We start from the raw sequence: 24,167 nt of genomic DNA, 5'->3' as shown, positions 1-24,167 counted from the left end.
AAGGATAAACACGGATGTATATAGGTGAATTGGCGGCTATTGGTGCTGCGATTGTGTGGGCGTGTGCGACATGGATTTATGGACAGTTTGGTCATCGCTTCTCTGCGATGCAATTGAACATTGTTAAGGGTGTAGTGGCGTCAGGGATGATGTTGCTGGTGATGCCTCTTATTCCGATGCCGGAGTTTGAACTGAGTACCAACCATTTTCTGATATTGGCAATTTCAGGTGTGATTGGCATTGCGATTGGAGATAGCGCCTATTTTGCGGCGTTGAAAAGAATCGGTGCCAATAAGACGCTGTTACTGGAATCTTTAGCCCCGCCTCTTTCTGGTGTGCTGGCATTAATGTTCCTGGGCGCTGTATTGACAGTGCAAAGTTGGCTCGGTGTCGTGATTACAACACTAGCGGTGACCTTCGTTGTCTTCCAGCCATCAAAATCGGCGAGCGGTGAATCGAATAACAAAGCGCAGTGGGGTGGCATTGGTTATGGGCTTGTGGCGAGTGTCTGTCAGGCATCTGGTGTGGTTATTTCTCATTACGCGTTAGTGGCGGGTGATATCCCACCATTGTTAGGTGCTTTGATTCGCCTGACGATTGGCGTGTTTGCTGTGATGCTGATTATCCCTTTCGTTGAAAAGAAGCCGTATTCATCGATAAAAAGAGATTTATGGGAAATGACCAAGCTCGATAAACTGTGGTTACTAGGAGCAATCTTTGTCGGGACGTTTCTCGCTCTATGGCTTCAACAAGTGGCGTTGAAGAATGCTAACCCTGCGATTGCACAAACGTTGATAGCGACCAGCCCGGTCTTTATTTTGGTGATTTATGCGCTGAAAGGGGAGAAGGTGTCAAAGCAAAGTATCATAGGCACACTTGCCGCCCTTGCTGGTATTTCTCTGTTCTTTTATCAATAAGCAGTTGGCTAAGCTACAGAGCTATATGCCACTACTCTGTACACACTTGATTACGGCCGTTGGCTTTAGCTCGGTATAGCGCTTTATCCGCACGGTAGAAGGTGCGTTGAGTATTCTCTCCGTCACGATGCAAAGTGATACCAATACTCACGGTCAAACCACGCTCCCCAAGTATTTCATGCCATCCAAATTGGAAGATGCGCTCTCGATAATTTTCAGAGTGCATTTCTGCCTTCGGAAGATCAGTGTTCTCTAGAATGACGAGGAACTCTTCTCCACCAAATCTGACACATGACGCGCCTCTAAACTTAAAGTATGAACGTAGCTCTTGAGACACACTAACAATCGCTTTATCGCCCACTAAGTGACTCAGTTCATCATTGATAGACTTGAAGTGGTCAATATCAATAACCATAAGTGCGAAAGAGGTATCGTGCAACAGCATGTCTTTCAATTTCACATCTAACCAGCGACGGTTGTGTAACCCTGTCAATGGATCGGTGAATACGTCTTGTTGAAGCTGAGCAACCGCATTCTTGTGTTGTTCCGTTGTCTCTTTCAGCTCTTTGTTCTCTTGTTCAGAGAGAATGAGTTTAAGTTGTAATTCAAAACGGGACAGGCGGCGTAGCTGGCTTGCACCGAGTTCACTGATCGGGATCTGCTTCATCAGATCGGTTTCAATTCGGTAGCCTTTTTTCTCATAGCTTAGCGCTTCTTGAAAACGCCCTTGATTCATACACACATCACTCAGCGAATCGTAGAATCGTTTTGCAAGTACTGGCGACGAGTAGGCTTTCACGCGTTTGTCTGTGCTCGACAAAATCATGCTCGCGTAGTCTTGCTTGCCGGTTGCACTTAGGCAATGTGCGAGCTCTAGACGAGTCATGGTTGCAAGCCAGCTTGCTTGAGTGCTGTTGGCTGGGTATTGAACCTTAGACAGACAGCGTAGCGCTTCATGGTGTTTTTTCTTAGCGCGCAGCACCTTTGCTTGGTAAAGCAGTATTTGAGCTGTGAGCAACTTGTCACTGACCAAAATACTCAGTTCTTCGCACTCATTCAGTAAATCGCTGGCTGCTGTAATGCGATTGAGTAGAAGTAGGCTTGCTACCATATGCAGCTTGAATTTGAGGCGAAGTGAGCGACTGCTTATCGCATGGTCTATGCTGCTGATTTTTTGGTAGTAACGAAGTGCTCTGTTGTGATCGCCATAGGAATCACACAGGTTGCCCATGCCTAAAATAGCTAATACATACTCATCGATATGACCGTGTTCAACCGCGATAGTCGATGAACTGACGAATTCATTGAGTGCTGAGGTGTAATCACCAGTTTCAACTAAGCGGTCACTTAAACTGGTTTTGACTGTCAGAATATCTTCGATATCGGCAGGAAGGTGGAGCAGATCGAGTGCTCGTCTCAACTCTTCGATACTGGTTTGATTTTGTTGTAACTCGGCACGGTATTCAGAGCTAATGATATAGCAGTGCGCTTGCTCTGTTTGCGTCGTCGAAACGTGCTGACGAATGTGGTTCCAGAAGATGATCGCTTCTTCACCTGATACTGATGAAGGGTCTAAACCGGCGTCTGTGATCTTGCTTAATAGAGTTTCCATTATTCTATTACCTCAGCATCGTCTTCTTCGAGTTGTTCAAGCGTGAACGGGAACGTCAAAATATCATTGAGGCTGACGCTTGGTTTCGAACCTTTTAATCCTTTTCTATGCCATGGATAGATATCGAGCATGGTGCTGAGAGTTTGGAAGGTTTGTTCTGCGGCTTCTCCTTTCTCGGAAAGCATAAGAGCCACACGTTCAGAACTTAGCCTTGCGATGAAGTCATTCTGGTTACATAAAGCATGAGCAATCTCGGTACAGATATCTAAATAATTAGTATCGACATGATGGAACATAATGATGCTGTGGTTCGAGCGTTTAAGCTCTGTCTTGAACAGCACCAATTTTTCCCACCAAAAGGTTTCAGAGACAACATAAGAGAGGTGCTTCTCAGGGTCGTACTCGTGTTGACCGCGAATACGGTTAATCAGTTTTCGTGCTCTCTGTTCAAGCTGGCGTTTTGAACTGCGTGCTTTGTCCAAACCGACACGTGTCGTTTGCTCTTTGAGCATGCCGATAGAATATTGACGGTACTTTTTAAAGGCGACGAGCGCGGCTTGGAAGTCTTGGTTTTCTTCCGCCACCAAGGATTGTTGGTAACAGATTTGGCTCAGCAACTCGCCATTATCGAACTCGTTTGCGGATTGTTCTGCGAGCCTCAGTAATTCCGCCGCTTGTTCTGGTCTTTTTCTCAGGAGCTCCAATCTAGCTCGGCTGATGTATGAGTGCGCCTTCATCCAAACTAGGTTGTGTTCAACTGCCAGATTGTGCGCTTTGGCCGTGGCGCGCTCCGCGTCATCTAAGCGTTCAAGACCAAGTAGGGCAAGGCCTCGAAAGTCCCATACCTCTGCATGCCAAGTGTTATCTTTATGGTCTTTTAATGCTTCTTCTGCACCGTCCAATACCGACAGCATTTCAACATAGTTGTTGAGCAGGTAGTAATCCCACGCAAGCAGTATTCTGGCTTTACCCTCTAACCAACCAATGCGGCTGTTGTTAGCAACTTTAACGGCAAGCTGGTGGGTAGAACGTGCAAGTTTATATTCGTGGGTCATCCGCCAAATATTGCCAAGGCCAATGAGGCATTCAATTTGAATTTCGACTTCATCAACCAACGCGGACTGCTCTAAAGCATTGATCCAGAACTGTTGGGCGGAATAGTACTTGGCTTGTCCCCAGAACTGGAGCGCGTGTAAATGGAGGATTTCAGGGAGAAAAAGGTCGGTATCTAATCGGCTTTGGCGCTTGTAGGCTTCCTTGATGTATTTTAAACCTTTTTGGTAATCCATCAGGTTCCAGCTACATCTTGCCATTAACATTAATGACTGGATGGAACCCTCTTCAAACAGAACTTGCTCTGATCGGACTAGGCACTGTTGGGCAATCTCTAGGATCACCGATGGCTCAGAGTCGACACGAGTTTTGAGTTTTTCTAATTCTGTTTCAAGAAGGTACTGATTTTTGTCCAAGACTTACATCCATGATTATCGAACATATTGATAACACAATCATTATAAGAGTGTAATTTGAGATAAGCACCAATTATCTTTCGTAGAGCGTCAAAGGAACATCGATCTTTTCTAATTATGGGTGTTACCTCATGTTGTCGCTTTAAAATCAATGAGTTCCCGAATAATTACCTAGAGGCTTTGTTGCTATGAAAGTAGTTGCTTTAGAGTTAATGGCAGCTCCCCTACGCCTAAGCGTTGTGCTGCCGTGAGCCCTTGCTTATCTTGGTAGCACAGATTGTGCCAAGCTCTAAATATGTCGAGCAATGGAAGAATGCCCCCAGGACGAAGCTTACGTCTGGGCTCATTAATAAAGCTATCAAATAACAACTGAAAGCGCTGTTGATAGAACTTAGTTTGTTGAATTGAGGCTGTGTTAAACCACTGTTTTGGTTCTGGATTGTTACCGGTTAGGTAGCAGATACCTTTCTGGTTATCACCCTGATTGGCAATAGCCCAGCGATCTCGCCACCAACTCATGTGAACGATGTCGATCTTTTCAAAACTTTGGTCGTCTTGCCAGCCTGAATCTTCTTCGACATACATGAGGTCAATATTTTGACTCTGAATGCGCGGCAAACATACACTTAAAGCGGCAGATCTTAGTAATGGATCTTGTGGCATATAGATGGCGACATGCTTGTCTTCGTTACACATATCCAACACATGTAAGAAGTGAGCATAAGAGGTATAAGGCGGTCGAATGAGAGCGCCTTTTGAAGGGTAACTAAATGTGGTGAGGTTACCCATAGGGTCCTCAACGTTACCTCTCGCAAGAATCACTTGGTACTGCTGTTCAATGCGCTCTTTTAGTTTGTCAGAGGGCTGAGGCAGTTCGAGATTTGCTTCTGAAGAGTGCTCTTTGGATACAAATCGTGCCACATCATCATAAGGGTTATGGTCGACGTTTCCTGATGGTTCTTCATTTTGAGAGTAGTTAACGTGTTGGCAAAGTATATAGCCAGAATGCGCCTCGCCCGTCGCTATCCACACCACACCGTTGTTACTTTGTGGTTGCAGACGCTGGTAGTGAGATGCGAACTCGTAATCTTTCGCATGGTTAACCCATCGTGCATCGATCATCGCTAATTTACGACGACAACGGCTCGCGATATGGTCAACATGATCATAGAAAGTCTTTGGGTTGATCTCTAATTTTCGGCAGATTTCACGTACGGAATAGCCCATGAACAGTAAGCCCATGAGGTTCTCTTGAAATTGGAGTTTTTTATTGGATCCAGACCATTTATCAACGAAGGTTGTTTGGCAGTCTTTGCATCGATAACGCTGCCTGTCGCCACTGTAGCCGAAGGCATGATAAAGATGTTTATGGGTATGAACCGATAAGCCGAAGTTATCGCAATCATCATTACGACAAGCAGGGAGCCCGTCGCTGTGAAGTTGTCTTAGGCGATGAAGTTCGCTTAACACTTCACGATTGTTAAGTAAGGGGGGGAAAGCTCCACATTCACGACAAACCATCGCTGGACGCTTAGGGTTCGCGTGTTGCAAAACATACCGTTTTGCATCGCTCAAGCCAAAGTTGTCACACGCCAATGTTTTACAAAAGTTGAGTTGCAAACCATCCGCATCTTTTGGCAGCTTGTCGTTAGACACGATCTCCCCCTCGGGATTATTTGAGCAGCCAAGCGAGCCTGGCTGCGGGGTAACGCTTTTCAATGTATCTTTTATCAAATCGTTAGATGTTGATTGCTGTCTCTAGAGCAACTTTCATCATGTCGTTGAAAGACTTTTGACGCTCTTCAGAACTTAGTTTTTCACCACGGATGATGTGGTCAGATACTGTTAGGATAGTTAGTGCTTTAGCACCAAGGTCTGCAGCAACGCCGTAGATACCAGCCGCTTCCATATCAACACCTAGGATGCCTAGCTTTTCCATTTTTTCGAAAAGGTCAGCTTCTGGAGTGTAGAAAAGGTCTGCAGAGAATACGTTACCAACTTTAACTGGAACTTCTTGTGCACGAGCTTGGTTTACTGCTTCTTCTAGAAGACCGAAATCAGCGATAGCAGCGAAGTCGTGGTTGTTGAAACGAATGCGGTTTACTTTTGAGTCAGTAGATGCACCCATGCCGATAACAACGTCCATTAGTTTAACGTCGTCACGTACCGCGCCACAGCTACCTACACGAATAACGTTTTTCACGCCGAACTCAGCGATTAGCTCGTGTACGTAGATGCAGCATGATGGGATACCCATACCGTGGCCCATTACAGAAACTTTCTTACCTTTGTAAGTGCCTGTGTAGCCAAACATGTTGCGAACGTCACAAACTTGCTTCACGTCATCAAGGAATGTTTCTGCAATGTATTTTGCGCGAAGCGGGTCGCCCGGCATAAGTACTGTTTCTGCGAAATCACCAGCTTGAGCATTAATATGAGGTGTAGCCATGGTCGTTCTCCAAAGTTTAAACGGTAATTATAGGAACAGGATTTAATCAATTACCGATTCTGTTGAATTGAATTCGTTTTGTTGAGGCAATATTAGCGAGTTAGAACATGGCTCCATGAGACTTTAGTCACAAAATAGGTCTGTCATTATAGTTTTATTAATATTGATAACCAAATATGTTGAAAGCGTAAAGGCAATCGATTTTGTATGGGTAAATTGCAAGTGAATGAGAAGAAAAGGCTTACATATAAACTTGTTGCCTATTAGTTTCGAGACAACAATACGTTGTAGAGACGTTTGATCAGAGATAATCTAAACTTTGATAAAAGACAAACCAAGGATTTGTATGTCGTATTGCGTTAACTCGACGCCTTTGCAGTCAATGAAAACACGACTCCACAGGGCGGCGTCGTTTGTTGTAAGAACTACTTTGCTTGCCAGCGGGATAGCTTCATCGTGGGTGTCTGCTGCAACCTTTGAATTGCCACCAACGGAAAGCCGCATTGTGGGCAGAATCCAGCAGCATGAAGTGGCGGCGGGCGAAACCTTGGCCATCATTGCCAAGCAATACGATATTGGTTTTCTCTCTTTAATGGCAGCCAACAAAGGGGTGGATCCTTTTCTTCCCGCGGAAGGCTATGTGTTAAGCATTCCAAGCCGCTTGATTTTGCCTGACACCCCAAGAAAGGGGATTGTCATCAATCTTGCTGAGTTAAGGTTGTATTACTTTGAGCCTGAGAAAAATCAGGTGCATGTTTTCCCTGTCGGCATCGGTCGAGTGGGGCGTGATACTCCCGAGATGATCACCAAGATAAGCCAAAAAAGACCGAATCCAACATGGACGCCACCAAATTCAATCCGCAACGAGTATCTTGAAAAGGGCATTGAATTACCGAGAGTGGTTCCTGCCGGGCCGGAAAATCCATTGGGAGAGTACGCTTTGAGGCTTGCTTATGGCGCTGGCGACTATTTGATCCATGGTACAAACAAAGATTTCGGGATAGGTTTACGAGTTAGCTCTGGTTGTATCCGAATGGAACCTAAAGACATTGAGTGGCTGTTTGAGCAAGTGAACCGTGGTGAACAGGTCACCATTATCAATGAGCCGATTAAGGTGTCATTAGAGCCTGATAGAAGTGTGTTTGTAGAAGCGCACGAGCCATTAACTCGAAGTGATGGTTCAAAGAAATCATTACAGATCCCTGTGGAACTAAAATGGTGGCTTGAAGACGCAGAACTGCCAAATTCAAAGGCGAAAGCGGTTATCTTTGCTCAAAACGGCGTACCTGTAGAGATAGCACCACCTGTGATTGAGTTTTAATTCGATTGCCTCTTCTGCAACAAGGGGCGGTTTTATCTTGTTTACTCGCATTAGTGTCACCCAAAAAAAGCACCACATCCGATAAGAAGTGGTGCTGTCTATATACTGCTTTTTGCGACTTATTTAATCTACAGCTTAATCGCGATTAGATCTCAAACTACTTAGTGTAAGACTCAGCGATGTTGTCGATGCGTTCGTTAGCACGATCCGCTTCTTCTTTCGCTGCCATAGCGGCTGCTTCTGCTTCTTGAGCCTTCATTTCTGCGGCTGCTTTGTCACTCTTAAGTGCTTCAACTTCGCTTGTAAGTTGAGCCACTTGGTTAGTTAGTTGATCCATTTCTGACACTGCAGCTTCTTCTGGTTCTGAAGAACAACCGGCTAAAATGAAAACTGATGCTGCAGCTGCGATTAACGTCTTATTCATAAGAACTCCTTGCTTATTTATCATCAAAAGATGCGCTATACATTCTTTATCATATAGTCGCTTCATTAATGATTGTAGCGACTAATTTTTTAACTGCAAAAACAATAACTAAAGAAATTGCTAAATTTTTGAGTTAATTAGCTAAGTATCACGTTGTGTCTCATTTATGAGATGAAGGATTTAGAGACGACTTGAAGGTGTTTTTGGAGAGCTATCCCTTTGCTAGCAATGCATACGTTGTTCTAGCTAAAGATAGATAAAGGGATAAATTTACTGTGATCTCTATCCTTATAAAGTACTTTCGCGGTATCATGTCACGTTAAATTAATTTTATTCAATACCATCATGACTGGAGAGTCCTTTGCACTTTAAAGATTTAGGCTTAGATAACCGCTTACTGAAGAACTTAAAACATTACGACTTCAAGAAGGCGACAGAGATCCAATCAAAAGCGATCCCTGTTGCTATTGCTGGTAAGGATCTATTGGCTTCATCAAAAACGGGATCAGGAAAAACATTGGCGTTTGTGTTGCCAATGATACATAAAGCATTAAAAACAAAAGCGTTTTCTGCTAAAGATCCTCGTGGTGTAATTTTGGCTCCTACTCGTGAGCTAGCGAAGCAAGTTTACGGCGAACTGCGTAGCATGCTTGGTGGTCTGTCTTATGAAGCGGCGCTTATCTTAGGTGGTGAGAACTTTAACGACCAAGTTAAAGCACTGCGTAAGTACCCTCGTTTTATCGTTGCGACTCCAGGCCGTCTTGCTGACCACCTAGAACATCGTTCATTGTTCCTAGATGGTGTTGAAACGCTAATCCTTGATGAAGCGGACCGTATGCTTGATCTGGGTTTCGCTCCAGAACTTCGTCGCATTGCCAATGCAGCTAAACACCGTCGTCGTCAAACGTTGATGTTCTCTGCAACGTTAGATCACGCTGAAGTAAATGGCATTGCAAATGAAATGCTAGACGCACCTAAGCGTATCTCTGTTGGTGTTTCTAACGAGCAACACTTAGATATCACACAGAAATTCTACTTATGTGATCACCTAGATCACAAAGAAGCGATTTTAGACCGTGTACTGGAAGAAGCTGAATACCGTCAGGTAATGATCTTCACAGCAACACGCGCTGATACTGACCGTTTAACAGATAAGTTGAACGAGAAGAAGCTTAAAGCGGTAGCACTGAGTGGTAACCTAAACCAAACGCAACGTAATGCTATTATGAGCCAGTTCGAGCGTGCGGTTTACAAGATCTTGGTAACTACCGATGTTGCTTCACGTGGTATTGATATTCCAAACGTGAGCCACGTTATCAACTTTGATATGCCTAAGCATACGGAAGAGTACGTGCACCGTGTAGGTCGTACTGGCCGTGCGGGTAACAAAGGCGATGCGATTTCTTTGGTTGGTCCAAAAGACTGGGACAGCTTCAAGCGTGTTGAACTTTACCTTCAACAAGATTTGACCTTCTCTGTACTTGAAGGCCTAAAAGGTAAATTCAAAGGCATTAAGCCACGTAAACCTGCGTTTGCTAAAGGCGGTCCTGCTAAGAAGAAGACCAACACTCAAGCGAAGAAAACGCCGAAGAAACCAGTTAAGCGCGATAAGAGCTTCCACCAAAATGTGGCAGTGGGTGATACCGTGTTTATCCCTAAGAAGAAAGTCGCACCAAAAGTGGACGACGAGTAATCACCAGCCAGTTTTAAAGCGTTTGCTAGTAAAACTGACATAAATAAAAACCGCCAATATTAGGCGGTTTTTTTGTATCTCGACCTTGGCTCAGCCATTACTTTTCGATATTTAGTTAGAAATTGAACGTCGAGAACGAATACGCCAAGATGTGGTCGGCAATGTATTTATGAGTAGCTGTAGTTGGGTGTGTCACGCCCCAAAATACATAACTGTCTGAACCATAGGTGGCACAGTCATTGGTTAAGCTGTGGCTTCGCAAGTAGTCCGCGGCTGAGCTTCGATTGATATTAAGACAAGCATCACTCGCGTTTCGAAAGCCATGTTGTTCTGGGTTATCGGTAATGCTGGCGAACAACGCACTTGCATCGAACAACACCACGTTTTTCCCCATACCTTGGTAATACTCGGCTTGAGCTTTGATGAACTGGTTGAATTCTAAGATCTTGCCACGAACTTTTATTATCTCTTGTTCGGTAGAGTATTTGAATTGAGGGGCTTTGGTTGCATCGGGTAAGGTGAACAGCAGGATATTGTTCGCACCAGATTCTGTTAAGCGGATCAGCGCGCTGCTAAAGTCAGCCTTTACATCGGCGACTTCTCGGTTGTAATTCATGAAGTCATTGAGGCCAAACTCTAAAGTAAACAGTGAGTTTTCCGGACGATAGTTTTTGGCGACTTTCATGTAGGTCAGATAAGAGGTGACTTGATCATAAACACCAGTCAATGCCACGTATTGGTTGGTACCTGCGGCGCCACCCACAGCCCAGTTATACAGAGGGACATCTTTCGCTTTTGCTAAATACTCCGTCCAGACTAAACCATTCGAAAAGTGCCCTAAAAACCACGAATCTGCGTTCGGAAAAACCCATTGTGAGCCATTAAATAGATTACCAGTGTCGGACAGGCTATCACCAAAGGTGACAATACGATTGATGCTACTGGCTTGAAAAGCGTTGTCGTTGGTCCAGATTGAGTGGTTGTAAGAGAAGCGATTATCTGCGGCAAAGTAGGTGATGTCAGCGGCGTCATGTTGGATGTCGAGCGTCTGTTCGCAACGTTGTTTAATTTCCGATTGCGGGGCATCGCTGTAGAACATGTTTTTGAATGAAACGGAAGACCACCAATATCCGTTGATCGTGTAGTAATCACCATTCTCTTTCTTTGCCCACTTCCAGTCGGTGGCTGGGGAGTCATGAGAGGCATCGGTTCGATACCAACATCTAACATATGAATAGGTCTCTGAGCCTTGTGCACTGAGTACTTGTGCAGATGTAATCGATTCAGGTGTTGGTATTGAGTCTTCAGCGGCATAAGCGCCAAAAGGCAGGGCTAACGTGAGTATTAAAGCCGTATTTTTCATCACTGTATTCTCTTTTATATTTAGATGAGCCAAACAGAAACGCTGTTGCTTGATAAGTGGATAAGTGGATAAGTAAATAACTGGTACGACCTATATCTAAAGTCAATAATTAGCGTCAATACATTCAGGGTTGTGGTGTGTCGTTAATGGAATAAGCATCAAGTTATCAACGAGTTTTGGTTGAAAAACACCTGTTTCCAAACGGTTATTTGTCGAATAATTTTGGTTTATTGAGAATGTTGAATTGATATTTGAGTCGGGATATTGAAAGAATAATCTCATCAACCTTAGTTAAATGTTAATTTAATCAATTGCTTATGTTTTTTCTCCTGATTCTGTTTGCCTGATGTTCATCGCACCTGTTTAATTCAAGTTCGCCATCACAAATATGAAGTCGTTACTTTCTGTTTTATAAAATCATCATCTACGGTTCTTTTACTCATCAGAGGTCTAATCTGTTTAAGGAAAGAGCATTGAAAAAGATATTAATTTGGACGATAGCCTGCCTATCCAGTTTTGGCGTATATGCCGGAACGAGCGCATCAGCATTAGAAGCCAGGGGATACACTGAAACGAAATACCCCATTATGTTGGTACATGGTCTGTTTGGTTTCGATACATTAGCGGGCGTTGACTATTTCTATGGCGTACCTGAATCCCTAACCAAAGATGGCGCGAACGTATATGTCGCTCAGGTCTCTGCAACCAACAGTTCAGAGGTCCGTGGTGAACAGTTACTCAGCCAAGTTGAAACGCTGTTAGCTGCAACAGGAGCAAGTAAGGTGAATCTGGTTGGTCATAGCCACGGTGGGCCTACGGCTCGTTATGTTGCGTCAGTTCGACCTGATCTTGTTGCTTCAGTGACCAGTATTGGCGGTGTACATAAAGGTTCTAAGGTCGCTGATCTCGTTCGAGGGAACGTATCTGAAGGCTCTGTCACAGAAGGTATCGCGGTTAAATTAGCAGGTGGATTAACGACACTGATTAACCTTTTATCTGGTGGATCGGATCTCGACCAAGACGGCCTCGCTTCTCTTGAAGCATTGACCACAGAAGGCTCGCTAGCCTTCAACCAGTTTTACCCTGAGGGCGTTCCGACGTCTGAGTGTGGCGATGGTGAGTGGCAAGCAAGTAACGGCGTTTATTACTATTCATGGACAGGGTCTTCCACTTTTACCAACCTTCTTGATCCTACCGACGGAGCGATGACAATCCTAGGCTTAGCCTTCAACGAACCTAATGATGGCTTAGTAGGAGCATGCAGCGCGCATTTGGGCAAAGTGATTGGTGATGATTACAAAATGAACCACCTAGATGAGATTAATGGGTTATTGGGAATTCACCACTTGTTTGAGACAGATCCTGTAACTCTATATCGTCAGCATGCCAATCGATTGAAGTTGGCTGGCTTGTAGTCTGCAAAGCCGTTTAACAAGAAAACAAGGGAAGTATGATGAAAAAGACCGCCATTTTGTCGATAATCACGATAGCCCTGATGAGCACAGCGGCGGTCTTTTTATATCTAAATAATCAAGATACACATACTGACGACGAACAACGCGTCTCCTCATTGAAAGTCACCTCTCAGCAAGATACCGACATCGATAACGCATCAGCAAAAGACATGATGGAATATTTCGTGTCAGGTAATACAGAATTAACCCTTGAAGATATTCGAGACAACGTGGCGAAACACCACGAACAAGCATCAACAACCGTGGTTGATGAAGCACTGTTTGCCAAATATCTTGAGTATAAGTCGGCACTGACATCGTTGGACGTGCAGTTCGGTACCACATCCATTTCCGCTGATGATCTACGTGCACTCAATCAAGCGCTCCTTGACCTCCAAGCTCAGTTTTTCAGTGAGAGCGAGATAAGTATTCTGTTTACGCACGACAACAGAATGAGAGAAATCGCCTTAGAAAAGTTACTTCTGAAACAGGAGGGATTAGAGGATGAAGAATACCAACAAAGACTCGAATCCTATCTATCTGAGCAACCTGATTATGTTCAGTCGAGTCACCAGAATCAGGTGTTACTCCAACAGCTCTCTAGCTCTGAAGGTCTCGATGAACAGGGTAAATACTTAAAGAGAAGCGAACTTGTCGGTGAAGAAGCAACCCAGAGACTTGAAGCACTTGATAAACAAAGAGCGGCCTTTGAAGACTCGTTAGAGGTCTACTTCGCAGAACGAAATGATGTCTTGAAAGATTCATTCCTATCAAAAACCGAACAACAAGAGAAGATTGCGCAACTTAGGACTGAACATTTCCTACCAGAACAGCTTAGAAGGGTAGAAGCGATTGAAAGAATTCGAGCGGCTGAATCTCGTCAGTAGTGTCTAAAAGCGAAAAACCAGCCATGATGGCTGGCTTTTTGTTTATCGGCGAGTTCTAAAGAGCATACAGCCTGAATCTGTTTGCCTTGAACTTCGTACCTTGAAGCCTATACCTTAAAGTAATCCAACTGCTGCTTCTGTTGTTCTGCTAGGTTAGAAAGCTCGTGGCTTGCTGCAGCGGCTTGAGTAATGCCGGTAACGTTTTGGCTTACTAGGCTGTAGATGTTTGAGATGTTACGGTTGATGTCTGAGGTTACTTGGCTTTGCTCTTCGGCGGCAGAGGCAACCTGAGTGTTAATCTCAGTCATGTCCGTTACCGAGTTAGCAATGCCTGAAAGCGCCGCGCTTACTTCACCTGCAAGAGTTTGGTTGTGTTCCAGCATAGATAATGAGCTGCTCATGCTTTCATTCGCGTTACCGGATTGAACCTGCAAACCTTCAATGATGGTTTGGATCTCTTTGGTTGAATCTTGTGTACGTGCCGCTAGCATTCGAACTTCATCAGCAACCACTGCGAAACCACGACCGCTTTCACCTGCACGAGCGGCTTCGATTGCTGCGTTAAGCGCAAGCAGGTTAGTTTGTTCAGAGATACTTTGAATCACCTCAATCACTTTACCAATCTGTTCAGAGTGCTCTTTTAGCGTGCCCACAACATTTGCAGCTTCGCTTAGCTGAATCGCCATCTGTTCGTTAGCTTTGTTGCTTTCATTAAACAAGCTCATGCTGTGTGTCGCCATTTCGTCAGCTTGCTTAGACGCTGAGTCGGCTTGTACTGCGTTCTCGTTAACGTGTGCTGCTGTGCTTTCTAATTGGTTTACAGCAGAAGCAACTTGTTCTACTTCTTGTTTCTCTTGGTCTGAGTTAACGCTGGACTGTGTCATTACAGCCGCTAGCTCTGTCGACGCAGAAGCCACTTCGATACTGATTCGAGACAGCGAGCTTACCGTGTCACGCAGCTGTTCAACAGACTGGTTTACGTCTTGCGCTAGGCGTGAGATTTCGTTGTCGCCATACTCTTCTGCTTTAACTAACAAGTTACCTTTTGCCACTTCGCGCATGGTTGCTTGAATATTGCTGATCGGCTTAACAATGATGCCAGCCAGCGTCCAACTGATAATTAGAGCTACAGATAGGATCACTAGAAGCGCAATGGTTGCGGTATCGAGTGTGCTGGTGTGTTGCTGACCATTGATGTCGACTTCTTGAGTCGCAAGCAGATTCAACTTTTTAGAAAGCGTGTTGATCGCTTGCACCATGTCATTACCCGCGTGTCGGTATTGGTCGATTGCGATCTGGTAGCGGTTTTCAAAATCTGAAGAGAGTGATGTATCGCCGTGTTTCGCTCTTAATAGAGGAAGCATGGTGGTGCGAGAAAAGTCGACATAGTGATTCATCGCTTTGTTCATCGCCGCTACTTCATCTTGCATGCCTGGCACTGTGTCTAATGAATTCAGTAGGCGAGTATTCTGATCACGTTTTTGGTTTAGTGTTTCAACCAGTGTTTTTACGTCATCAGCATTGAATAGACTGTAAATCGCTTTGATACGCATGCCATAGCTGTTGTCGACGATTTCGCTGAGTTCTTCTTTATGTAAGATTAATTGGTCGGTTGCTACTGACACATCTTTGAATGCACTTTCTAGCTTTTCACCACCGATAATGACACCGGCTAAAAGTAAAACGACGGAAAATAGTACGGGTATAAGAATTTGTATTTTGATTGATAAGCCACTGAGAAGTTGGCGCATGTAATGTCCTTTTTTGAATAAAATAAATAGATGAGAATTATTATTATTAGAATTAATTGGCGATTCTAACTAATGAGACTGACAATTCAATCAATAAAGGCTTTGATTTCGTTATATGCGATAGGTATTTGATATGGATGGTTGTTTATTGTTCGAAATGGCGATAAAGGTGCATCTTTTTATCCATCGTCTTAGGGCCACTTGATTGATAAATAGAGAAATATATTGGTTAGTGTTGGATATAAATAGAGAGGGAAATCTAGTTTTTTGGTGCTAAAACGATGGTGAGACCTGCATTCAATAACTGCATCTGATGGGCGCGCGACTATCAATTAGTCGAGTAGGAGAGAAATTAGCCATTAATTTGTAGTTGTCATATAGGCTTCAATTAAGTGAAACACAACTGTCACATTCGGATTCTAAAGTAGGCCTCGTTCAAGCAAAACATTACGGCAATAACGCCACTAAAGGAAATTTGTGATGAAAAAGACAGTTATCGGTGCAATCGCACTACTAGGCGCTCTAACAGTGAATACAGCTTCAGCTAAAGAAACTATCTCTGTAGTTGGCTCTAACAGTGCTTCTCCACTGGTTGAAGTTTTTGCAGAAACCTACATGAATAAAGGCGAACCAGTGTTCATCGAAATTCAAGCACCAGGTTCTTCTGCAGGCATCAAAGCAGCAAAAAATGGAAGTGCTGACCTTGGTATCTCTTCTCGTGACCTAAAAGAAGAAGAGAAAACAGCTGACCTGAAAGAGCTAGTTATCGCTCGTGACGGTATCGCAGTTGTTGTTAACCCGAACAACGAAGTATCTGCTCTTACTGCTGAGCAAATCACTTCAATCTACAAAGGCGACATCACTAACTGGAAAGATGTTGGCGGTGCTGACAAGCCAATCGTAGCAATCACTCGTGATACTGCATCAGGTACACGTGGTGCATTCGAAGACATCATGAAGCTTAAGAAGAAGATTGGCGATAAGAAAGTATCGGCTATCTCTCAACGTGCACAAGTTGCAAACGGTAACGGCGCACTTAAAGTTTCTGTAGCAAGCAACCCATACGCTATCGGCTTTATCTCTCTAGGTACAGTTGACGAATCTGTTCAAGCTCTAACTATCGACGGCGCTGCTGCGACTGTAGACAACGTTAAGAACGGTTCTTACAAAGTTGCTCGTCCATTCCTAGTTCTTTACAAAGCAGGCGCTCCAACAGCTGAAACTCAACAATTCCTAGATTGGATGGTTGCAGATGAAGCTCAAGCTATCGCTGGTAAGAAAGGCTACATCACAGTTAACTAATCTTAACTGACTCAATCTTAATTATTGCTCAGCCTGCTTTAGGCTGAGCCTTTTCTTTCAACTTTGTTTATTTCGAGCTCTTATTGAGCCACAAAGTTTGAGATTTTATATATGACCATCGCAAATAGTGAAAAGCTTATGAATACTGAAGCGACTCAAATCAACAAGCCAAGTCTACGTGCTAAGAAGCGCATCGACTGGAGAGAAAGAATCTTCCACGGCTTGTTCTTATCGAGTGCTGTAATCGGCATCGTATCACTAGCCGTTATCGCTTACTTTATCGTTGCAGAGAGTATCCCTGCATTCCAAGAGGCCGGTGTTTCTGGCATCGTTCTGGGTGTTGACTGGTTACCTCCAGCTCTATTCGGTGTTGCAACCATGATTGTTGCATCGATTGTTTCGACACTTGGAGCTGTAGTTGTTGGTGTGCCAGTTGGTGTATTAACCGCTATTTTTATTGCTGAGATTGCTCCAAAGCGTCTTGCAGATATTATTCGACCAGCAGTTGAGCTTCTAGCGGGTATCCCGTCGGTAGTTTACGGCTTCTTCGGTCTAGTAATTATCGTTCCAATGATTCAAAACGTTTTCCAAGTACCAGCGGGTAACACTATCCTGGCGGGTATCATTGTTCTGGGTATCATGATTCTTCCTACCGTTATCACGGTTTCTGAAACTTCGATTCGTGCGGTACCTCGTACATACAAAGAAGGTTCACTTGCACTGGGTGCTTCGAAAATCTACACGATTTTTAAGCTACTCGTTCCTGCTGCACGTTCAGGCATTATGACTGGTGTGATTTTGGGTATCGGCCGCGCACTTGGCGAAACGATGGCAATCATCATGGTTATGGGTAACGCGCCAGCAATGCCAGAAGGCATTTTGGACTCTGCTCGTACGCTAACAGCAAACATTGCAATTGAAATGTCTTACGCAAGTGGCGTTCACGCTAACGCACTGTACGCAACAGGTGTTGTACTTCTAGTGTTCATCATGATGTTAAATGGTGCTCTACTTTATCTTAACCGTGAAAAAGCGAAGTAGGCGAGGATAAGTAATATGGATCGCGTAAAACTAAAACAAGCACGTCAAACCAAAGATAACATCCTAAAAGGTTTTATCTGGGCAGCTGCAGCTGTAACCGTTGGTTTCTTATTCTGGATTATTTGGTACATCCTATCGAACGGTCTGCAATACGTAGATTGGAACTTCATCACTGACGATTACACTCGTACTGGTGAAGAACGTGGTATTTTCCCAATGATCATTGCCACGATCTACATGGTAATCGCATCGATTGCGGTAGCCGCGCCACTGGGCATCATGACGGCGATATACTTAACTGAATATGCGAAAGTAGGTAGCCGATTGGTGAAAGTGATTCGATTCTGTACTGAGTCGTTAGCTGGTATCCCATCGATCATCTTTGGTCTGTTCGGTATGACCTTCTTTGTTTCGATTCTTGGTCTTGGCTTCTCGATTCTGTCGGGTGCACTAACGCTAAGTATCCTGATTCTTCCTGTAATCATTCGTACTACAGAAGAAGCATTGATGGCAGTGCCACAAACTTACCGCGAAGGCTCATACGGCCTTGGCGCTTCAAAAATCTACACTATCTGGCGTTTGATCTTACCAAGCGCAATGCCAGGTATCTTAACTTCGGTCATTCTTAGTATTGGTCGTGTAATTGGCGAATCAGCACCTGTATTTTTAACAGCAGGTATGGTGGCACGTGTTCCTGAGTCGGTATTCGATTCTGGCCGTACACTAACGGTTCACCTATATAAGCTGACAACAGAGCTATTTACTATCGATGAGTGGAACCAAGCCTACGGCACGGCGACAGTCCTAATCGTACTGGTTCTCTTGATCAACATGGTTACAAAACTGATTGCGAGACGCTTCAACACGGCAACTTACTAAGCTCATTAGCTGGCTCATAAATAAAGCGAGCCCCCGTGATAAAGAAAGCATCAAGTTAGACACGAATTTAAGAATTTAGAGATTACGAACATGAATAAATTTGATATTGAGAACCTAGATCTGTTTTACGGCGACAACCAAGCGCTTAAATCTATCAACCTGCCAATTCCAACTCGCCAGGTTACTGCTCTGATTGGCCCGTCTGGCTGTGGTAAATCAACACTATTGCGTTGTTTGAACCGCATGAATGACCTAATTGAAGGCGTTACGATTAAGGGTAAGCTGGATATGGATGGCACTGACATCTACGGTAATATCGATGTCGCTGACCTACGTATCCGCGTAGGCATGGTATTCCAAAAGCCAAACCCGTTCCCAATGAGCATCTACGAGAACGTGGCATACGGCCTACGTGCTCAAGGTATCAAAGACAAAAAACACATCGATGAAGTGGTTGAGCGCTCGCTACGCAGTGCTGCACTGTGGGATGAAGTAAAAGACCGTCTTAAAGCGCATGCATTTGGTCTGTCTGGTGGTCAACAACAGCGTCTATGTATCGCACGTACCATTGCAATGGAACCAGATGTAATCCTGATGGATGAACCAACATCGGCTCTAGACCCAATCGCGACACACAAGATTGAAGAATTGATGGAAGATCTGAAGAAAGACTTCACTATCGTTATCGTAACGCACTCAATGCAGCAAGCGCGTCGTATCTCAGACCGCACGGCTTTCTTCCTAATGGGAGAGCTTGTAGAGCATAACGAAACCAGCGTTATCTTCAGTGAACCAAAAGATGATCGTACTAAAGGTTACGTAAACGGTGACTTCGGTTAATCGACGATTTACGTGTGGTATTTAAGCGATTAGATACCTTTACACACTAACTGAAACGCAGGTTAGATAATCGAATAGAACAACAGAATTATCACTATAACTATAAGCGATGGAAGTTTTGCCCCACTATAGGTGGGGCTTTTTTATGTGTCTAAAAAATCCCCAATGTCGATGTGATTTTGGGCAGAGAATCCCATTTTTGTCGTCCTTCTCATGCTTGTGATAATGTTAAAGGTGAAACTGCGACCCGCTTAACATCTCATTTTTACTTACATTGATTGCATATCAAGCCTTCTGTATTTTTGCTTTATTCTTAATCGCCAATGGAAGGAAGCTGTGCCTGTTAAAGCCTTTGCAAAACAAATATCTGCGACACGCGACCATCGTCTGTTGGCTGAGTCTCTTTTTGACTATCTGGTTAAGGTACTTACTCCAAAAGGGATAGGAATATTTGCTGAACCGACGCCGGAGAGCGACGCATTACCGCTTTTTTCTTATGGCGACCTAACCTCATTGGCGAGCTACCCCTCTACATTTTGGCCGTGGGTCTCACAGTTTGATACCGCAGACGGGGTTTTGCCAATGGCTATCAACACCTGCAAGTGGGAACACATGAAAGTGCTTGGTGGGGAGTCGTTTATCATGATGCTCGACAACGCACCTGCCTCCAGAACTTATTTAATTGTTCAAAATTGCAATGCTGAGAAGGTTAATCAAACCTTTGACCAAGATCTTGATGTGTTACAGCTCGCGGCTGCCCGTTGGCAATGTATTCGTGCCGAAAAGAACGCGGCGCTAGAAATCAAACACAGAGACACACGTGAAGCTCAATACTTAGATGAGATAAAGTTACGTGAGCTGTTTGTAGAGAACATGAAGCTGGTTCATCAGGTCGCGCTTGAGCTTTCTAACCCTGAGTCACTCGATGCTTTGTATAAAGCATCGGTTGAGGCTGTGCGAGACAGGTTAGGGTTTGATCGTGCGATCTTCATGTTGCTTGATATGAAAAAGCGTTGTTTCAGCGGAAATTATGGCACTGACGAAGCGGGTAAAACCAACAGTGAACACCACACTCAATACGATTTGCACCAACTTGAAGCGGAATACATTGAAGCGCTGTCTGATAACCATACTAATCTAGTCATCATCGATAATGCGCCCCTGTATACAGAAGGTAAGGTGGTCGGGCAGGGGTGGAATGGCATGCTTATCTTGCGTGAAGGCGACAAACCTGTCGGCTGGATCGCCATGGATAACTACATTCATCGCTCACCCATAACCAATTATCAAAAGCAGATGCTTGAGTCTTTTGGCTCTTTGCTTTCTCAAATCTATATTCGCAAGCGCCAAGAGCAGAACATACGTATGTTGCACTCGAGTATGGTTGAGCTGTCTCGATGCGATAGCGTCAGTGAAGTCTGTAAGTCCGCGGTTAGTTTTGCGATTCAACATCTAGGTATCGATCGACTGGCTGTTTTCCTAACAGACAAAAAGTGCAGTTACATGCAAGGTACTTGGGGCACTGACATCAAAGGCGATATTGTCGATGAGTCCTATTATCGCTCTGAGCTGGTGGAACGTGACATTGTAGCCGCAGCTCGTGCTTGCCCTAATCAAGTTGCCTTTGAAGAATCAGTTCCTATCTATCACGATTTCAATATTGTGGGAGTCGGTTGGACGGCAATGACCATGCTCACCACCAATACGGGTGAGCCGATTGCGTTTATCGCTGCTGATAACCTATTAACTCGCAGTCCTTTAACCTCACAGCTTCGTGAGGTAATACGTATCTTTGCTTCGAGCCTTGCTGAGGTGCTGCAAAGAACCATGGCGCAAGAGGAGCTTAAAAAGCTCAATGAAACGCTTGAGCAAGAGGTTAGTAAGCGCACTCAAGAGCTTGAAAGAGCCAACGAACAGTTGGATATCATTTCTAAATTAGACCCGCTGACGCGCCTTGGAAACCGCCGTATGTTGTCGCAAGTGTTAGAAGATTTGAACTGCGACGATCAAGGAGCGTTTGCCACACAATATGAAGTCACATTTGGATTGATCCTTGTCGACCTCGACCACTTTGGTTTGTACAACAGTGTTTATGGCCATACCGAAGGTGACGCTGCTTTACGCTCGATAGGTAAGATACTAAATAACCATGTTTACAATGAACAAGAGACTTTCTGTCGTATTGGGGGAGAGGAGTTTATGTTGTTGATGATCGGCACTAATCACTCTGAAACGAAGCAGCGTGCCGAGTCGATTAGAAAGTGCATTGAAGAGGCGAAGATCCTCCATTGTGAAAGTAGTACCAGCCCATATTTAACGGCATCCGTTGGCTATGCCTCGATAACGTCTGACCAGCATCAGTTCGATTTTGATTTGTTGTATGGCAAGGCAGATAAAGCCTTGTATCAAGCCAAAGACTCTGGGAGAAATCGAATCGTTTCTGCCTTAAAACGTAAAAAAGTCACAGCCTCTCTTTCTTAAAATAAAGGCCGTTGATCTCAAGATGATCAACGGCCTTTGTGTTTTACTGTTCTTGATGAACAGCGTCGACTAAAGATTTTCTAGCGAACTATTATGCTTTTTACTCGCAACTCTCTTGGGCTTCTTCACCGTTTTGATTGCCAGCTCAGGGCTCCATGTTTGGGCTGGTGAACCGGCTTCACCATAAAGGCTTTGGTTTAGCTTGGTGAGTTCGGCTTCAACGGTTTGTAACGTCTCATCACTTAGATCTGTATTTTCAGATTTCCATTGCTCAAATAAGGTTCTGGTCATCACGCCATCTTTCGTTCTTAGAGCTTCAATAAGCGCTTCTGCGGTATCTGATTGACGTTCAACAGTGTGTGTTGGTTTTGTCGTTACACCGCGGCGTGACCAGAAGTAGAATGCCAATGCTGAGCTGATTAGCCACAAAGCTGCAAATAGGGCGGTGAGATAAGGCCAGATCCCTGGGCTATCCACAGTAACAACCGTCGGGCTTACTTGTTGGGCGGGCGTAGCAGTAACTGGTGGAGTGCTTGACGCTGCGCGATCACTTGCTTTTACCGCTAACTCTAGCCCCTGCGCTTTGCTGGTTTGTTCTGATTGCAAATCGGTGTTAAACCAAGCTTGAGACACATCAGGAAGCGAGATGTTTCCTGCCTCTTTCGGAATCAAGACTTGCTTGTAAACAACGACAGAATCACCTGACTGAGTTGTGCCAAATTGCGGCTTCTCTTCATAAACACGTACCGAATTAGGGTAGGTGATATTCAGTTTTGGCAGCTGGCGTTGCGTTAAGTTGCTAGCCGTCATCGTGATGGTACGAGTTAACGAATCACCCGCTTCCATTTCAATGGTTTGGTTGTCGCCTTCTAAACCATTACTATTTCCCAGTTGATTGCCTTGGCTATCTGACCATTGTTGAATCAGTTTGAAGTTTGATGTTGGTAACCACTCACCTTGGTAGCCTTTTGGTACGTCCTTTACGGTGACATCTAAGGTTTCAACGGGTGTGTCGAGTTGGAACAAACGTGTTGTACTAGAGTTATTGGTTGAGTAGACAACAGCTCCTGTTAGCTTCGGCCCGTTCAGCTTAAATTGACCTGCTTTTTGTGACGAGATACGGAATGACTGTTGAACTACCGTCACCTCCTTTCCATTGAGAACGTCTTGAAATTGCTTCGATTCCCCAATAGGTTCCACATCTAAGCCTGAAGAGCTCGGTGGCGCGATTTTCGGATCTTGAAGCCTTCTTGGATCCGCTTTAATGATCAGCTTTACATCAAGCTCTGCGGTCTCTTGTGGGTATAGTGAGTTCTTGCTGAGATTAAGTTGAAACTCAGCCATGTCATGTTGAGTTGGCGCCGCTTTATTAACGGCGACATTGATGGTGATAGGCTTGGTTTTAGCCCCTTCAATGTCAAAGCTAGGGATCTGTATCCGGCCCAAACGCAGTGGAGCAAGGCTGATGTTCCATTCACTTGACACCGAACGGCTGCCATTGACGATTTGCATCGACGAGCCAAAGCTTGGTGTACCGACATAGAAGTCCTGTTGGAGCGCCGTTAGATCTAAAGCATCAGAAGAGACCTTTTCATCGGTCGCGACTCTAAGTAGGAATACTTCATCTTTGGTGACACTGTTATGTGAAACACTCGCCACGGCGTTTGCAGCCAATGCTGAGCAGGACGAGAAAGCTCCCAACAACAATGTTAGGAGTACGGATAAAAATGGCTTGTTTAGAAATCGCATGGTTACCACTTTTTGTTCTGGTTGTTAGGAGCACTTTTTTGTCGTGCTTGTAAAATCATTTGCGCTTTAAGCAGTTGGCTCGGGTCACGGGCGCTTTCTACTTGCTCAAGTTTTCGCATGTCAGGGTCGCTCGACAGAGGTTGATCTGAGGTTTGTGCTACAGCTTGCTGACTACTTTGCTCACCATCTTCTTTTGAAGCTTGTTGTGCGCTAGCACTTTGAGGTGTAGCGCCTTCTTGGTCACTCTGTTTCGGCTGATCACTGTTACTTTGTTGCGTGGCTTGCTTGTCGTCTTGTTTAGACTTTTCAGAGTCAGAGTGATTTTCAGGTTGGCCTTGAGATGAGTTTTGGTCTTGGCTACCGCGTTGATCTTGGTTACTGCTTTGATCTTGCGACTTGCCACTGGAGCTTTGTTGTTGATCCTGAGAGCTTTGCGAAGAATCATTTTGCTGACCTTGCTGACCTTGCTGACCTTGCTGATTTTGGTCATTCTGGTCTTTGGAGTCAGAATCGCCTTGCTGTTGCTGTTGCTGTT

General features: G+C 44.5%; 18 protein-coding genes and 1 pseudogene. 10 read left to right on the top strand and 9 right to left on the bottom strand.

Annotated features, from left to right (window positions below; all coding sequences use genetic code 11):
* Positions 1–14 precede the first annotated feature (14 nt).
* A complete protein-coding gene (locus AB4351_RS04140) occupies positions 15–917 on the top strand; it encodes a DMT family transporter (RefSeq protein WP_017061876.1) in 903 nt (300 codons plus the stop codon).
* Between the two features lie 31 nt (positions 918–948).
* Here AB4351_RS04140 and AB4351_RS04135 read toward each other — a convergent pair whose 3' ends face one another.
* The 4 genes from AB4351_RS04135 to deoD form a co-directional block, all read right to left on the bottom strand.
* Positions 949–2,529, bottom strand: coding sequence for a GGDEF domain-containing protein (locus tag AB4351_RS04135; RefSeq protein ID WP_017072413.1), 1,581 nt, complete (start codon positions 2,527–2,529; stop codon positions 949–951).
* Positions 2,529–3,998 carry a hypothetical protein gene (locus AB4351_RS04130; RefSeq protein WP_372111991.1) on the bottom strand — a complete coding sequence of 490 codons (1,470 nt, stop codon included), beginning with the start codon at positions 3,996–3,998 and terminating at the stop codon, positions 2,529–2,531. The genes AB4351_RS04135 and AB4351_RS04130 overlap by 1 nt, the downstream gene beginning before the upstream one ends.
* A gap of 186 nt (positions 3,999–4,184) precedes the next feature.
* Positions 4,185–5,654, bottom strand: coding sequence for a lactate dehydrogenase (locus AB4351_RS04125; protein WP_017061879.1), 1,470 nt, complete (start codon positions 5,652–5,654; stop codon positions 4,185–4,187).
* Positions 5,655–5,736: 82 nt separating this feature from the next.
* The gene (gene deoD / locus AB4351_RS04120) at positions 5,737–6,447 is read right to left on the bottom strand and encodes a purine-nucleoside phosphorylase (RefSeq protein ID WP_017061880.1); all 711 of its coding nucleotides are present in this window, start codon (positions 6,445–6,447) and stop codon (positions 5,737–5,739) included.
* Between the two features lie 346 nt (positions 6,448–6,793).
* Here deoD and AB4351_RS04115 point away from each other — a divergent pair, with 346 nt between their 5' ends.
* Positions 6,794–7,768 (top strand): L,D-transpeptidase family protein, encoded by a 975-nt coding sequence (locus AB4351_RS04115; RefSeq protein ID WP_372111989.1) that lies wholly within the window; start codon positions 6,794–6,796, stop codon positions 7,766–7,768.
* 157 nt (positions 7,769–7,925) lie between these two features.
* Here AB4351_RS04115 and AB4351_RS04110 read toward each other — a convergent pair whose 3' ends face one another.
* Positions 7,926–8,192, bottom strand: a complete 267-nt coding sequence (locus AB4351_RS04110; RefSeq protein ID WP_017061882.1) for an Lpp/OprI family alanine-zipper lipoprotein — start codon at positions 8,190–8,192, stop codon at positions 7,926–7,928.
* Between the two features lie 361 nt (positions 8,193–8,553).
* On the opposite strand from AB4351_RS04110, the gene AB4351_RS04105 reads away from it, so the two are divergent.
* Entirely contained in the window at positions 8,554–9,885 is a 1,332-nt protein-coding gene (locus tag AB4351_RS04105; protein WP_017061883.1) for a DEAD/DEAH box helicase, read from the top strand.
* A gap of 115 nt (positions 9,886–10,000) precedes the next feature.
* On the opposite strand, the gene AB4351_RS04100 is transcribed toward AB4351_RS04105, so the two are convergent.
* Complete coding sequence (locus AB4351_RS04100; RefSeq protein WP_372074510.1) at positions 10,001–11,248, bottom strand: SGNH/GDSL hydrolase family protein; 1,248 nt, start codon at positions 11,246–11,248, stop codon at positions 10,001–10,003.
* A gap of 473 nt (positions 11,249–11,721) precedes the next feature.
* Here AB4351_RS04100 and AB4351_RS04095 point away from each other — a divergent pair, with 473 nt between their 5' ends.
* Both AB4351_RS04095 and AB4351_RS04090 read left to right on the top strand, forming a co-directional pair.
* Positions 11,722–12,663, top strand: coding sequence for a lipase family alpha/beta hydrolase (locus tag AB4351_RS04095; RefSeq protein ID WP_372125133.1), 942 nt, complete (start codon positions 11,722–11,724; stop codon positions 12,661–12,663).
* A 38-nt stretch (positions 12,664–12,701) separates the two neighbouring features.
* Positions 12,702–13,589 (top strand): lipase secretion chaperone, encoded by an 888-nt coding sequence (locus AB4351_RS04090; RefSeq protein ID WP_372074472.1) that lies wholly within the window; start codon positions 12,702–12,704, stop codon positions 13,587–13,589.
* A gap of 107 nt (positions 13,590–13,696) precedes the next feature.
* Here AB4351_RS04090 and AB4351_RS04085 read toward each other — a convergent pair whose 3' ends face one another.
* Positions 13,697–15,340 (bottom strand): methyl-accepting chemotaxis protein, encoded by a 1,644-nt coding sequence (locus AB4351_RS04085; RefSeq protein ID WP_372074474.1) that lies wholly within the window; start codon positions 15,338–15,340, stop codon positions 13,697–13,699.
* A gap of 480 nt (positions 15,341–15,820) precedes the next feature.
* On the opposite strand from AB4351_RS04085, the gene AB4351_RS04080 reads away from it, so the two are divergent.
* From AB4351_RS04080 to AB4351_RS04060, 5 genes are all read left to right on the top strand, one after another.
* Positions 15,821–16,642, top strand: coding sequence for a phosphate ABC transporter substrate-binding protein (locus AB4351_RS04080; RefSeq protein WP_017064254.1), 822 nt, complete (start codon positions 15,821–15,823; stop codon positions 16,640–16,642).
* Between the two features lie 111 nt (positions 16,643–16,753).
* Complete coding sequence (pstC, locus tag AB4351_RS04075; protein WP_017064255.1) at positions 16,754–17,683, top strand: phosphate ABC transporter permease subunit PstC; 930 nt, start codon at positions 16,754–16,756, stop codon at positions 17,681–17,683.
* 15 nt (positions 17,684–17,698) lie between these two features.
* Positions 17,699–18,562: a phosphate ABC transporter permease PstA gene (gene pstA / locus AB4351_RS04070; protein WP_017064256.1), complete on the top strand. Its 864-nt coding sequence runs from the start codon at positions 17,699–17,701 to the stop codon at positions 18,560–18,562.
* 90 nt (positions 18,563–18,652) lie between these two features.
* Complete coding sequence (pstB, locus tag AB4351_RS04065; protein WP_004737715.1) at positions 18,653–19,402, top strand: phosphate ABC transporter ATP-binding protein PstB; 750 nt, start codon at positions 18,653–18,655, stop codon at positions 19,400–19,402.
* Positions 19,403–19,738: 336 nt separating this feature from the next.
* The gene (locus AB4351_RS04060) at positions 19,739–21,883 is read left to right on the top strand and encodes a diguanylate cyclase (RefSeq protein ID WP_372125130.1); all 2,145 of its coding nucleotides are present in this window, start codon (positions 19,739–19,741) and stop codon (positions 21,881–21,883) included.
* Between the two features lie 69 nt (positions 21,884–21,952).
* Here AB4351_RS04060 and AB4351_RS04055 read toward each other — a convergent pair whose 3' ends face one another.
* A complete protein-coding gene (locus tag AB4351_RS04055; protein WP_372125128.1) occupies positions 21,953–23,632 on the bottom strand; it encodes a BatD family protein in 1,680 nt (559 codons plus the stop codon).
* Positions 23,633–23,634: 2 nt separating this feature from the next.
* A pseudogene (locus tag AB4351_RS04050) lies at positions 23,635–24,167 on the bottom strand (hypothetical protein); the annotation flags it as partial.

This window comes from Vibrio sp. 10N.261.51.F11 (genome assembly GCF_041471665.1).
In the GTDB taxonomy this organism is placed as follows: Bacteria; Pseudomonadota; Gammaproteobacteria; order Enterobacterales; family Vibrionaceae; genus Vibrio; species Vibrio crassostreae_C.
This window is presented reverse-complemented; position numbering and strand designations above follow the sequence as displayed.

Bases quoted from the DNA above. Each gene is read 5' to 3' on its own strand.
- AB4351_RS04115 (WP_372111989.1), top strand. From the start codon at position 6,794: ATGTCGTATTGCGTTAACTCGACGCCTTTGCAGTCAATGAAAACACGA.
- deoD (WP_017061880.1), bottom strand. From the start codon at position 6,447: ATGGCTACACCTCATATTAATGCTCAAGCTGGTGATTTCGCAGAAACA.
- AB4351_RS04135 (WP_017072413.1), bottom strand. From the start codon at position 2,529: ATGGAAACTCTATTAAGCAAGATCACAGACGCCGGTTTAGACCCTTCA.
- pstA (WP_017064256.1), top strand. From the start codon at position 17,699: ATGGATCGCGTAAAACTAAAACAAGCACGTCAAACCAAAGATAACATC.
- pstC (WP_017064255.1), top strand. From the start codon at position 16,754: ATGACCATCGCAAATAGTGAAAAGCTTATGAATACTGAAGCGACTCAA.
- AB4351_RS04100 (WP_372074510.1), bottom strand. From the start codon at position 11,248: ATGAAAAATACGGCTTTAATACTCACGTTAGCCCTGCCTTTTGGCGCT.
- AB4351_RS04140 (WP_017061876.1), top strand. From the start codon at position 15: ATGTATATAGGTGAATTGGCGGCTATTGGTGCTGCGATTGTGTGGGCG.
- pstB (WP_004737715.1), top strand. From the start codon at position 18,653: ATGAATAAATTTGATATTGAGAACCTAGATCTGTTTTACGGCGACAAC.
- AB4351_RS04090 (WP_372074472.1), top strand. From the start codon at position 12,702: ATGAAAAAGACCGCCATTTTGTCGATAATCACGATAGCCCTGATGAGC.
- AB4351_RS04055 (WP_372125128.1), bottom strand. From the start codon at position 23,632: ATGCGATTTCTAAACAAGCCATTTTTATCCGTACTCCTAACATTGTTG.
- AB4351_RS04085 (WP_372074474.1), bottom strand. From the start codon at position 15,340: ATGCGCCAACTTCTCAGTGGCTTATCAATCAAAATACAAATTCTTATA.
- AB4351_RS04080 (WP_017064254.1), top strand. From the start codon at position 15,821: ATGAAAAAGACAGTTATCGGTGCAATCGCACTACTAGGCGCTCTAACA.
- AB4351_RS04110 (WP_017061882.1), bottom strand. From the start codon at position 8,192: ATGAATAAGACGTTAATCGCAGCTGCAGCATCAGTTTTCATTTTAGCC.